Here is an 11,892-nt window from a genome sequence, read left to right on the forward strand (position 1 = left end):
GCCGTCAGGGGCCGGCCGTCAGTGACCGGCCGTCAGTGACCGGCCGTCAGGGGGCGGGCGGCGGATCCACCAGCCGCCCGTCCTCCACCAGCATCCCGGCCCGCTTGATGTTGCGCAGGGTGGGGATCACCTCGACCTGCTGCACCCCGGCCACCGCGCCGACGCGCTCGGTCAGGTACGTGTAGAGCGCGTCGGTGTCCCGGCACACCACCACCGCGAACAGGTTCGCCGCCCCGGTGACCGCGGCCGCGAACGGCACCTCCGGGTGGCCGCCGATCGCGGCCCCGGCCTCCGCGAGCCGGGCGGGCGGGACCGTGATCAGCAAGGTCGCCTCGGTCTGGTACCCGAACATGGCGGGTACGGTCTCCACGTCGAAGTAGACCGCGCCGAGGTCCCGCATCCGGTCGAGCCGGCGGCGGGCCGTGGACTCGGACAGCCCGCAGGCGCGGGCCAGCTCGGGGTAGCCGGCCCGGCCGTCCTGGCCCAGGACCGCCAGCATCGCCAGCTCCGCCTCGTCCAGGGCGTACCGCTCCGACGGCGGGCGCGCGGGCGCGCCCGGGGCGGCGGGCCGGGTCATCGCCTCGATCTGGCCGGGACGCAGCACCGCCAGCCCGGACCAGGCCTCGGGCCCGCCCATGAACGTACGCAGGATGGTCTGCGCGGTGATCCCGGTGACCCGCCGGGTGCTCGGCAGCTTGTCCAGCAGCAGCCCGTCGCGCTCCCGCCGGGTCCGGGCCTTGGTCATGCAGTGGATCTCGGTCCCGCCCGAGGCGAGCTTCACCCAGGCGATGTCCGGGCGCCGGGCCAGCGCCCCGGCCACCGCGAGCGCCGCGTCCGGGGCGCACTGCACCCGCAGCCAGGACTCGAACAGGCCGACCCGGCTGCCCAGCGGCAGCCCGACCACGCGCATCAGCCCGGTGGTGCGCAGCTTGCGGTAGCGCCGCACCACCGTCTGGTCGGAGACCTCCAGCACCTCGGCGAGATGACTGAAAGAGGCCCGTCCGTCGATCATCAGGGCCTGGATCAGCGCTTGGTCGAGCGGGTCGAGTTCCACCGGTTCCATGATTTCCATCATCCCAGAGCCACCGATGGGGGAAATCCGGCACCGGAGCACCGCTGGGTGGGGGATCGGGGGGCCGGGATGCGACCTTGAGGACACCGGGAGCCAGAGCCCCGGCCGCCGGACTTCCGCCCCTCGCGGCCCCGGATCCAGATCTGCCCAAGGAGTACCCCCATGCGGAAGTGGCTGCCGCTGACCGCGGTCTGCCTCGGCGCGTTCATGCTGCTGGTCGACGTCACGATCGTGACCGTCGCCCTGCCCGACATGGCCACCGGCATGTCCACCGGCTTCTCGGGGCTCCAGTGGGTGATGGACATCTACGCCCTCGCTCTCGCCGCGCTGCTGCTCGGCGCGGGCTCGCTCGCCGACCGGATCGGCCGCCGCCGCGTCTACCTCGGCGGCCTCGTGGTCTTCGCCGCCGCCTCGCTCGCCTGCGGGCTGGCGGACGGCCCGGGCGCGCTGATCGCCTTCCGCGCCGTGCAGGGCATCGGCGGCGCCGCGATGTTCGCCACCACCATGGCCCTGCTCAGCGCCACCTACCAGGGGCGCGACCGCGGGATCGCCTTCGGCGTGTGGGGCGCGGTCAACGGAGCCGCCGCCGCGGCCGGACCGATCATCGGCGGACTGCTCACCGAGCACTTCGGCTGGCGCTGGATCTTCTACATCAACCTGCCGGTCTGCGCCCTCGCCGTCCTCGTCACCCTCAAGGCCGTCGCCGAGTCCCGCAATCCGCACGCCAAGGGCCTGGACCTGCCCGGCATGGCCACCTTCACCCTCGGCGCCGGGGCCGTCACCTACGCCCTGATCCGGGTCGGCGAGAACGGCTGGATCTCCGCCACCACCCTCGGCCTGTTCGCGCTCGCCGTCCTCGCCTTCGCCGCCTTCGTCGTGGTGGAGCTGCGCACCGAGCACCCGATGCTGGACCTCACGCTCTTCCGCGGCCCCGTCTTCGTGGCCGTGATGGCCGCCGGGCTGCTGCTCTCCGGCGCGGCCTTCTCGTACCTGATGTACACCTCGCTGTGGCTCCAGTCCGCCGAGGGCATGAGGCCGGTGGGCGCCGGGCTGGTGCTGGTGCCCATGAGCCTGGCCGCCTTCGCGGTCTCCGCCGTGGCCGGACGGCTGCTGCACGGGCTCTCCCCCCGGCTGACCATCGGCGGCGGGCTGCTGCTGATCGGCGTCGGCGCGCTGCTCCAGGCCCTGACGCTGGACGCCGGTGACGGCTGGTCCGCGCTGGTCCCGGGGCTGGCGGTGACCGGTGTCGGCGTGGGCATGGCGACCCCGGCGCTGGCCGCCACCGCGATGGGCGCGGTGGCCCCGGCCCGCGCGGGCATGGCGGGCGGCGCGCTGAACACCGCGCGCCAGCTGGGTACGGCCCTGGGCATCGCGGTGCTCGGCGCGGTCTTCCACTCCGGCCTGGTCTCCGGACTCAGCGGTACGGCGGACGCGCGCGGCACGGCGGACGCACTGGCCTCCGGCGGGGCCGGGCGGCTGCTGGGCGCGGCTCCGGCGGGCGGGGCGCGCGAGGCGGTGGCGCACCTGGTGGACACCGCCTTCGCGAGCGGACTGCGGGAGACCTTCCTGGTGTCGGGCGCGATGGGACTGCTCGGCGCGGTCCTGGTGTTCGTCCTGGTACGGAGCACTCCGGCGCGGACCCCCGCGGCGGGGGCGGGCGCCGCGGTGATCGCCCAGGCGAGCGGGGAGCGTACGCCCGTACGACCCTGACGTCCGTCCGTACGACCCTGGGTGCGTCCGGGTCAACCGTCCGGCCCTGTCGGGTGAACCTTCGAACGTACTGAGCATGGCGACCCCTTCCGGTCGTCCCGTCCGCTCCTACGCTGCCCGCGGATGCCACCGGACCCGGTATCCGCGGACCCCGAGAAACGGACTCCTCATGCGTCTTCGCACCACCACCGCCGCTGCGTTCGTCGGCGCGCTGGCCCTCGTCCTGCCGATGGCGGGGCAGTCACTCGCCCAAGACAACGACGGGCGTCACCACACGCTCGGTGAGTTGCGCTACAAGATCGACGGTGACGGCGACTGGGAGGAGATCCATCCGCCGGAGAACGACACCTGCTACCGGCTGACCGGGACCGACGGGGACCAGGCCGCCTACCGCGTCGAGAACGACACGCACTCGCTGGCTGAGCTGTACGAGGACGAGAGCTGCGGCGGCCGGGTGCAGCGGACCCTGAACCCGTGGGATTCGGCGGGCGGCCTGGAGGTGCGCTCGGTCTACTTCAAGCCGTCCCGCCACCACGGTGACGACGACCGCCACCACGGGCGCCGCGACCGTGACGGTGACGGACGCCGCGACCGTGACGGTGGGGGGCGCCGCGAGCAGGGCGGCCGCGACGAGCAGAGCCGTCGGGACGAGGTCCCCTCGGAGTCGGGCGCGCCCGAACAGGCCGCTCCGGAGCAGAGCCGCCCCGACCAGGCCCCGGAGCAGGGACCGGCCCCCGACGAGGGCCAGGCCCCCGACGAGGGTCAGGCCCCGGACCAGAACCAGGCCCCCGAGCAGAACCAGGCCCCGGACCAGAACCAGGCCCCGGACCAGAACCAGGCCCCGGACCAGCAGCGCGACGAGCAGCAGGGCCGCCCCGAGCAGGGCATGGAGCCCGGCGCGGACGAGGGCGGCCGTCCCGACCGGGATCAGGGCGCCGAGGCACCCGACTTCCTCGACTCCGTGCTCCGCTCCGTCGGCTGATCGCCGGCTGAACCACTGACGGTGCGGGCGCCGGGGGCCAGCCAGGCCACCACGTCCGCCGCCGTATAGGGGGAGGCGTCCGGGGAGAGCTCCGGCAGGAACGACAGGTCCTTGCCGATCGTCACCAGCGGGGGCTCCTCCCGGCCGCCCGGGCGTCGCTGGGCCATGCCGATCGTGGCGAGCAGCCCGTTGCACAGGCACCGCCTGCCCTCGGCGTCGGCCGCCTCGCCGCCCTTGCGGACGTACGCCGCCACCGGCTCGGCCGCGCACCGGTACACCAGGCCGCGCGGGCCTCGTACGGTCGTGCGGAGGAAGCCCAGGTCGCAGACCCGGCGCCGGGCGGACGCGATCTCCGGATCGGAGACCGTGCCCGCCAGCTCCGCCACCTTGAAGGGGAAGGCGGTCGGGGAGGCGTCCGGGTCGTTGCGCACCACCAGGGCGCCGTCGCGGGCCCGGCCCAGTACCCGCTCCCGCAGGTGGCGGGCCATCCCCGACTCCTCGCACAGCGCGAAGGCGCTGCCGACCTGCACCCCGGCCGCGCCCCGGGCGCGCGCGGCGGCCAGCGCCCGCGGCGAGGCCTGGCCGCCCGCGAGCCAGAACGGCAGCCCCAGCGCGGCCATCCTGGCGAGATCGGGGTGGTCGCGCGGCCCGTAGACGGGCTCGCCGGACGCGTCCAGGGTCAGCGGCCCGCGCGGCGGGGCGCTGTGGCCGCCCGCCGAACTGGTCTCGATGACGAAGCCGTCGGGCCGGGTGGCCGCGTCCCGGGCGAGGTAGGCCGCGAGCACCGGCAGCGACACGATGGCCAGGACCCGCGGGCGGCGCAGCGGCCCCGGCAGGTGCCCGGCGAGCAGTGCGGCGGGGTCGAAGAGCAGGTCCAGGGGCTCCTCGTCGCCCTCGACCCGGATCCGGCTGACGACGGGCTCGCAGCGGGCGAGGCGGGTGGCGAGCGCGGGGATCTGGCCGGGTACCCCGGCGCCGACGCAGACGTAGTCGGCGCCCGCGAGGACCGCGCCGAACATCGCGGGCGCGGTCGCGAGCTGGATCTTCTCCAGGTAGTTGACGCCGACGAGGCCGTCGTGGCCCTCCTTGGCGAGCCACACCTCGACGAAGTTCCCCAGCACGGTGAGGATCTCGGCCTGGCCGCCCCCGGTGGCGCGCAGTCGCGGGGTGGTGCGCATCGGGGCGCCGTCCTCGGCCGGGCCGTCCGCGCGGAAGTAGCGGTCGAGCGCGGCCCGGGCCAGCTCGGGCACCGGGAAGGCGGCGAGCGCGCGGCGCGCGTGACCGCCGGGGTCGCCGGTCTGCAGGACCCGGGCCAGCACCACGTCCAGGGCGGTGCCGGACACCACGCCGAGCTGGCCCGTACGGGCCACCGCGCGGGCGAGGCGCCAGCCGGAGACGCCGACGCCCATGCCGCCCTGGATCAGCCAGGGATGGCCGGGCGCGGCGTGTGCGGGGGACTCGGCTTCGGCGTGGGGCTGCTGTGCTGTCGCGGGCATGTGCGTGCGTCCGTCCGTCCCGGTGCGGGTACCCGAACCTACGGTTGCGTAGGTTCGCTCCCGCTCAGTGTGGACCCGCCGGGGACGGCTGCCGGGCGCCGAAGGTCCCGCACCCGGGAGGCGCAGGTCCCGTGCGGCAACGGACGTACGGACATGGGACAGGGCCGCCCGGGGAGGTTTCCTCCCGGGCGGCCCCGTGTCAGGTCAACTGGTGTTCATCTGCCCCGGTGGGGGTCAGAAGGTGAGCTTCCAGCTGTTGATGTAGCCGGTGTCAGCGCTCGCGAGGTCCGCGACGCGCAGCTTCCAGACACCGTTGGCGACCTCGGAGGAGGCGTCCACGGTGAAGGACTGGACGATGTTGTCCGCGCTGCCACCCGTGCGGTTGCGCAGGTTGTAGACGGAGCCGTCGGGGGCGACCAGGTCGACCTTGAGGTCACCGACGTAGGTGTGGACGATGTTCACGTCCACCTTGAGGGTGCTCGGGGCGTTGCCCGAACGCGACACGGTGATCGGCGACTCGACCGTCGAGTTGTCGTTGATCGTGTAGTCGGCCGTGTTCTCGAAGACGTTCTGCTGCGAGGTGCCGACGGTCCAGGTGAAGGCCGCCGTCCCGGTCTTGCTGGCGGAGTCGGTCACCGTGACGGTCACGTTGGACGTGCCCGCGGTGGTGGCCGTACCCGAGATCAGACCGGTGGAGGCGTTGATCGACAGTCCGGCCGGGAGGCCGGTCGCCGCGTAGCTCAGCGCGCCCGGGTTGCTGCTGGTCGCCTGGACCTGCAGGTTCACCGCGGTGTTGATCTGGGTGTTCTGGTTGGCGATCGGAGTGACCGAGACACCGCTGGGGGCGGGACGCGATCCGACGGCGATGCCCGCCCAGGCGTTGGCCACGTTGTTCCACGTGGTCGAGCCGGAGCCGTACAGGTCCGCCGCGGCCTGGAGGGTCGCGGTGCGGGCGGCCGCGTAGTTGGTGTTCGACTTGAAGTAGCCGACCGTCAGGGCGCGGAACCAGATCTTCGCGGCGGCGTCGCGGCCTATCGCGGTGACCGGGAGGTTGTCCGAGGTGGGCGAGTTGTAGCTGACGCCGTTGATGACCTTGGCGCCGGAGCCCTCGGACATCAGGTAGAAGACGTGGTTGGCCGGACCCGACGAGTAGTGCACGTCGAGGCCGCCGAGGCCGGAGTACCACGAGTCCTTGGACCCGCCGTCCTTGCTCGGCTTGTCCATGTAGCGCAGCGGGGTGCCGTCGCCGTTGATGTCGATCTTCTCGCCGACGAGGTAGTCGCCGACGTCGTTGGCGTTGTTGGCGTTGAACTCGACGGCCGACGACATGATGTCGGAGGTCGCCTCGTTCAGGCCGCCGGGCTCACCGCTGTAGGTCATGTTGCCGGTGACCGAGGTGAGACCGTGGGTCATCTCGTGCGCGGCGACGTCGATCGAGGTCAGCGGGTGCGTGTTGCTGGTGCCGTCCCCGTACGTCATGCAGAAGCAGGAGTCGTCCCAGAAGGCGTTGACGTACGCGTTGCCGTAGTGGACCCGGCTGTAGGGGGCCACGCCGTCGTTGCGCAGGCCGTTGCGGCCGTGCACGTTCTTGTAGTAGTCCCACGTCAGCTGGGCGCCGTAGGCCGCGTCCGCACCGGCGGTCGCGCGGTTGGAGGCGGCGCCGTTGCCCCAGGTGTCGGAGGTGCTCGTGAAGAGCGTGCCGGTGCCGGAGCTGCCGCCGTTGAGGTCGTAGGTCTTGTGGCCGCCTCGACCGGCGTCGGTCAGCGTGTAGTTGCTGCCCGACTGCGAGGTGCCCAGGGTGACCTGGCCGCTGTACATGGTGTTGCCGATGCCCGACTCGATCTTCTGCCACTCGGTGATCTTCGCGCCGGTCTTGGCGTCGGTGATCACGTGCAGCTCGCTCGGGGTGCCGTCGCGCTGGACACCGCCGACGACCGTCTCGTAGGCGAGGACCGGGACGCCGTCGGCGGCCCAGACCACCTTCTTGGCGCCCTTGGCGGCCTTGACGTCCTTGCCGCCCGCAGCGGACGCGGCGGAGAACGCCGTGCCCTCGGCAGCGGTCGGGGTGACCGCGGCGGTGGTGTCGACCTTGATCTCAGCGTTGGTGGCCTTGGTGACGCTCTTGGTGACGCCGCCCTTGGCGTGGACGGTCAGGTCACCGCCGAGCACCGGCAGGCCGCCGTAGGTGCGCTCGTAGGTCGTGTGGGTGGTGCCGTCCGCGTCCTTCACGACGTCGCGGACGATCAGCTTCTCCTGGTCGCCGAGGCCGAGGGCCCTGGCAGCCTGCGCGGTGGTCGAGTTGGCCTCTGACAGGAGCGTCGCACGCTCCGAAGCCGTCAGCTGGTAAGCGGCCGCGCCCGGGTTGGGCTGAGCGGCGGTGCGGGCCTGCGACGCGGTGGCGTCGGCGGAGGCGGAACCGGTCTGAATGCCGACGGCCAGCAGGGCAGCTGCCGCAACAAGAGCTCCGGCCGCAGTGGCACGCCGGTGGGGGGTGGGACTCAACGCAGACTCCTTCTGCAAGGGGGTTCCGGACGGCTGGGTGGGCCTCCGGGCAGAACAGGCTGGTGCGCAGAACGGATCGAACAGTGCCAGCTGCGGGCGTGGATGTCAGGGGCGCGTCAAAAGGTTGGCCAGAAACGGTCCGTTGTCCGAAGAGACGCGTCCGCTATACGAACCGTTCACCAAAGCGCGCGCGGTAAGCGCGGGACATCCGGAACCCGGGATACCACCCGTTAACAAACGGGCAACGAGAGGCCTCGTTAACCCAAACGGCATTTACCGTACGGGTGTTTGTCGTACTGTTTCCCGGTGCGACAGATGTCCGTTGCCAGGGGAAGCCACGGACATGCGCCACCGTCATAGTCCACGTGCCAGGGGGGCCCATGAGGCATGTCTATTTTCCTGCGCAAAGAGTGGCCAGATCAGCTCAGGGGACAGCTGTGCCCGAGCGACGACTTGGTGACAAGGCCCGTTGGTACCTGCCCGCAGCGCTGACCGCGGACCTCGTCGGCGCGGCCGTGCCCGTCGGTCTGGTCTTCGAGGCCGCCGAGCAGGCCCGTCCCGTCTATTGCGCGCTCGGCGCCGCCTTCGCGTGGGTCGCCGTACAAGCCCTGCGGCGCCGTTATGCGTCCCGGCTGCTCGGAGAATCGCGCGGTGTGCTGTCCGTCCTGCACGACTGGCTGATTCTCATTGGTGTGCTCGCCGTGACCCGCGTGGTGACCGACGAGAGCACCCCCCGGATGGCCGCCCTCGGCGCCCTCCTGCCCGCCCTGCTCGTCACCGTCGCCTGCCACAAGCTCACCTACCGCCACCTCTCCGCCGCGCGGCGCGAGGCCCAGGCCGTCAGCCGGGTCCTGGTGATAGGGGAACCCAGCACCGCCGAGGACGTCATCGCCCACCTCGCCGCGCGCACCGACCATCCGTACGTGGTCGTGGGCGTCGTACCGGTCGGTCACGGCGCCCTCCTCGGGGGTATTCCGGTGGCGGCCCGGCTGGCCGCCGACATGCCCGCGATGCCCGGCGGCGACGCCGAGGCCGTGCTCGGAGCGGTCCGCAGCCACCACGCCGACCTGGTGCTCGTCGCACCCGGCGCGCGGATGGCGGGGGAGCGGGTGCGCCGGGTGGCCTGGGCCCTGCACGACGCGGGTCTCGAACTCGCCGTGTTCCCGGGACTGGTGGAGATATCCGTCAAGCGGCTGGAAACCCTGTCCGCGGGCGGGCTCGCCGTGCTGCGGATCGCGCCTCCGGTCAGCCGGGGCGTCCAGCCCGTGCTCAAGTCCGTACTGGACCGGACGGGCGCCGCGCTGGGACTGCTCCTGCTGTCCCCGCTCTTCCTCGGTCTGATCCTGGCGATCCGCTGCGGCTCTCCGGGGCCGGCCTTCTACAGCCAGCGCCGGATCGGTCGCGCCGGCGTCCCGTTCGTCATGTGGAAGTTCCGCACGATGGTGGTCGACGCCGATGCCCGCAAGGCCGAGCTGACCGGGGCCAACGAGAACGACGGACTGATGTTCAAGATGCGCCGCGACCCCCGGGTGACCCGGATCGGCCGATTGCTGCGCCGGACCTCGCTCGACGAACTCCCGCAGCTGGTCAACGTACTGGCCGGGGACATGTCGCTGGTCGGCCCGCGCCCGCCGCTGCCCGAGGAGGTGGCGAAGTACGACCAGGTCGAGGTGCGCCGACTCGCCGTGCGCCCCGGGATGACCGGGCTGTGGCAGATCAGCGGACGGTCCGACCTGTCCTGGGACGAAACGATTCAGCTCGATCTGCAGTACGTCGACAACTGGTCCTTCACCAGCGATGTCGACGTCGTCGCCCGTACGTTCCGCGCCGTCGTCGACGGCCGCGGAGCGTACTGAGGAGCCCTGCGGATGCGATCAGTTGCCTGCGGGGGAGTCCGTGAGGGAGTCCGCGCGGGAGTCCGTGAGGGAGTCCAGCCACCACCGGTAGGTGGACGTGATGCCCTCGCGCAGTCCGATGCCCGGCTTCCAGCCCAGCGACGTCAGCCGGGTCACGTCCAGCAGCTTGCGGGGGGTCCCGTCGGGCTTGGACGTGTCCCAGGCGAGCCGCCCCTGGAAGCCGGTCACTTCGGCGACCGTCTCGGCCAGCGCCCTGATGGTGAGGTCCTCACCGCAGCCGATGTTGACCGGCTCGTCCCCGTCGTAGGAGTCCAGCAGCACCGCGCAGGCCGCCGCCAGGTCGTCCACGTGCAGGAACTCCCTGCGCGGGGTGCCCGATCCCCACAGCACGACCTCGTCGCGGCCCTCGGCCGCGGCCTCGTGGAAGCGCCGGATCAGGGCGGGCAGCACGTGCGAGGACTCCAGGTCGAAGTTGTCGCCCGGACCGTAGAGGTTCGTCGGCATGGCCGAGATGTAGGAGGCCCCGTACTGCTTGCGGTACGACTGCACCTGGACGATGCCCGCGATCTTGGCCAGCGCGTACGCCTCGTTGGTCGGCTCCAGCGGGCCGGTCAGCAGCGCGTCCTCGCTGATCGGCTGCGGGGCCAGCTTCGGGTAGATGCAGGACGACCCGAGGAACAGCAGCCTGCCGACCCCGGCCCCGTGCGCACCGGCGATCACGGACAGCTGGATCTTGAGGTTGTCCTCCAGGAACTGCACCGGGTAGGTGCTGTTGGCCATGATGCCGCCGACCTTGGCGGCCGCCAGGACCACGGCGTCGGGGCGGACGTCCCGCAGGTACGCCGCGGTCGCCGCGGCGTCGCGCAGATCGAGGTCCGCCCGGCCCCGGGTGAGCACCTCGTGGCCGTCGGCGGCCAGTCGCCGGGCGACCGCCGAACCGACGAGACCGCGGTGTCCGGCGACGAAGACGCGGGCGTGCGGGGGCAGGAGCGGCAGCGAATTTGTCATACCGGCGATGATGCCAGTCCGGCACGACCCGGGGCGCCGGTACCCGCCACCCCCACCGGCACAATGTCCCGGGCCGCCCGGCCCGGACCGCGACAGCACGTCACAGCACACCGCACCGACAATCACACGACATCCAGGGGACCCACATGGGCAAGACCGCACTGATCACCGGAGTCACCGGGCAGGACGGCTCGTACCTCGCCGAGCTGCTGCTCTCCAAGGGCTACACAGTGCACGGGCTCGTGCGGCGGTCGTCCAGCTTCAACACCGAGCGCATCGACCACGTCTACCAGGACCCGCAGACCGCCAACCGGTCCTTCGTGCTGCACCACGCCGACCTCTCGGACGGCGTCGCCCTGGTGAACCTGCTGCGCGACATACGCCCCGACGAGGTCTACAACCTCGGCGCCCAGTCCCATGTCCGGGTCTCCTTCGACGCCCCGCTCTACACGGGCGACGTGACCGGCCTCGGCGCACTGCGGCTGCTGGAGGCGATCCGGGCCAGCGGCGTGGACACCCGTATCTACCAGGCCTCCTCCTCGGAGATGTACGGCGCCACCCCGCCCCCGCAGAACGAGGGGACCCCGTTCCACCCGCGCAGCCCGTACGGCGCCGCCAAGGTCTTCGCGTACTGGACGACGGTGAACTACCGCGAGGCCTACGGCATGTTCGCGGTCAACGGCATCCTCTTCAACCACGAGTCCCCGCGCCGCGGCGAGACCTTCGTGACCCGCAAGATCACCCGCGCGGTCGCCCGGATCAAGGCGGGCCTCCAGGAGAAGCTCTACCTCGGCAACCTGGACGCCGTACGCGACTGGGGCTACGCCCCGGAGTACGTCGACGCGATGTGGCGGATGCTTCAGCAGGACGAGGCGACCGACTACGTCGTGGCGACCGGGGTCGCCGCGACCGTCCGCGAGTTCGTGGAGGCCTCCTTCACGCACGCCGGTCTCGACTGGAACGAGCACGTGCGCTACGACCCCAAGTACGAGCGCCCCAGCGAGGTCGACGCCCTCATCGGCGACGCGAGCAAGGCGCACGAGCTGCTCGGCTGGAAGCCGACGGTGCTGGTCCAGGAACTGGCCCGGATCATGGTGGACGCCGACGTACGCCAGGTGCAGGACCAGTTGGCGGGCGCAACGGTCCGCATCGACCGCTGACGTGCTGTAACTCCGCGCCATTCCCCTACAGTTTGCCGTGTTCCGGTCATGCCCTTCAGGGGGTGACCGGGGCATACCTGCCGTATGTCTGTATCGCACCCTCCAT

General features: G+C 72.0%; 8 protein-coding genes. 4 read left to right on the plus strand and 4 right to left on the minus strand.

Annotation, left to right across the window (positions count from 1 at the left end; all coding sequences use genetic code 11):
• Positions 1-46: 46 nt before the first annotated feature.
• A complete protein-coding gene (locus QMF80_RS00970) occupies positions 47-1,063 on the minus strand; it encodes an Lrp/AsnC family transcriptional regulator (RefSeq protein WP_283448650.1) in 1,017 nt (338 codons plus the stop codon).
• 171 nt (positions 1,064-1,234) lie between these two features.
• On the opposite strand from QMF80_RS00970, the gene QMF80_RS00975 reads away from it, so the two are divergent.
• Both QMF80_RS00975 and QMF80_RS00980 read left to right on the plus strand, forming a co-directional pair.
• Complete coding sequence (locus QMF80_RS00975; RefSeq protein WP_283448652.1) at positions 1,235-2,782, plus strand: MFS transporter; 1,548 nt, start codon at positions 1,235-1,237, stop codon at positions 2,780-2,782.
• Positions 2,783-2,951: 169 nt separating this feature from the next.
• Positions 2,952-3,764 carry a hypothetical protein gene (locus QMF80_RS00980; RefSeq protein WP_283448654.1) on the plus strand — a complete coding sequence of 271 codons (813 nt, stop codon included), beginning with the start codon at positions 2,952-2,954 and terminating at the stop codon, positions 3,762-3,764.
• Here QMF80_RS00980 and QMF80_RS00985 read toward each other — a convergent pair.
• Positions 3,710-5,260: a nitronate monooxygenase gene (locus QMF80_RS00985; RefSeq protein ID WP_283448655.1), complete on the minus strand. Its 1,551-nt coding sequence runs from the start codon at positions 5,258-5,260 to the stop codon at positions 3,710-3,712. The genes QMF80_RS00980 and QMF80_RS00985 overlap by 55 nt on opposite strands.
• A 234-nt stretch (positions 5,261-5,494) precedes the next feature.
• Complete coding sequence (locus QMF80_RS00990) at positions 5,495-7,762, minus strand: M4 family metallopeptidase (protein WP_283448656.1); 2,268 nt, start codon at positions 7,760-7,762, stop codon at positions 5,495-5,497.
• A gap of 380 nt (positions 7,763-8,142) precedes the next feature.
• Here QMF80_RS00990 and QMF80_RS00995 point away from each other — a divergent pair, with 380 nt between their 5' ends.
• Positions 8,143-9,618 (plus strand): sugar transferase, encoded by a 1,476-nt coding sequence (locus QMF80_RS00995; protein ID WP_283448658.1) that lies wholly within the window; start codon positions 8,143-8,145, stop codon positions 9,616-9,618.
• 18 nt (positions 9,619-9,636) lie between these two features.
• Here QMF80_RS00995 and QMF80_RS01000 read toward each other — a convergent pair whose 3' ends face one another.
• Entirely contained in the window at positions 9,637-10,626 is a 990-nt protein-coding gene (locus QMF80_RS01000) for a GDP-L-fucose synthase family protein (RefSeq protein WP_283448659.1), read from the minus strand.
• A 146-nt stretch (positions 10,627-10,772) separates the two neighbouring features.
• On the opposite strand from QMF80_RS01000, the gene gmd reads away from it, so the two are divergent.
• The gene (gene gmd, locus QMF80_RS01005; protein ID WP_283448662.1) at positions 10,773-11,786 is read left to right on the plus strand and encodes a GDP-mannose 4,6-dehydratase; all 1,014 of its coding nucleotides are present in this window, start codon (positions 10,773-10,775) and stop codon (positions 11,784-11,786) included.
• Positions 11,787-11,892: the final 106 nt, after the last annotated feature.

It is taken from the genome of Streptomyces sp. G-G2 (genome assembly GCF_030063135.1).
Lineage (GTDB): Bacteria > Actinomycetota > Actinomycetes > Streptomycetales > Streptomycetaceae > Streptomyces.